Here is a 346-nt window from a genome sequence, read left to right as displayed (position 1 = left end):
CGCTACAGCGACAACCCTGGCGAACGACGTCTGATCCACTACTTCTACGAACCGGGCAGCTTCATCCCCGTCGCCCAGACCGTCGAAAACCGCAACCTGTCGCTAGTGCGCGAGCCAAGCCATGAAAACGGCTACCACATCGACCGCGATCCCTTGTGGCAACACCAACCCGTGGCAAAACCATTCAACGCCATCGCCTGGTACCAATGCGACCACCTCGGCACGCCCATGGAACTCACCGACCAACGCGGCGAGATTGCCTGGAGTGCGACGTATCAAGCGTGGGGGCTAGCCAAGGAAAAGCGTACCGACAGCGCAACTCGCGAAAACATCCGCAACCCGCTGC

General features: G+C 60.4%; 1 protein-coding gene. It reads left to right on the top strand.

Annotation, left to right across the window (positions count from 1 at the left end; genetic code table 11):
- On the top strand, nt 1-346 hold a 346-nt coding region (locus GHO41_RS29610), incomplete at both ends, for an RHS domain-containing protein (protein WP_178126632.1).

Source organism: Pseudomonas sp. FSL R10-0399 (assembly GCF_009600165.1).
GTDB classification, from domain to species: Bacteria; Pseudomonadota; Gammaproteobacteria; order Pseudomonadales; family Pseudomonadaceae; genus Aquipseudomonas; species Aquipseudomonas helleri.
Note: the sequence above shows the minus strand (reverse complement) of the source record. Positions and strands in the feature narration are given on the sequence as shown.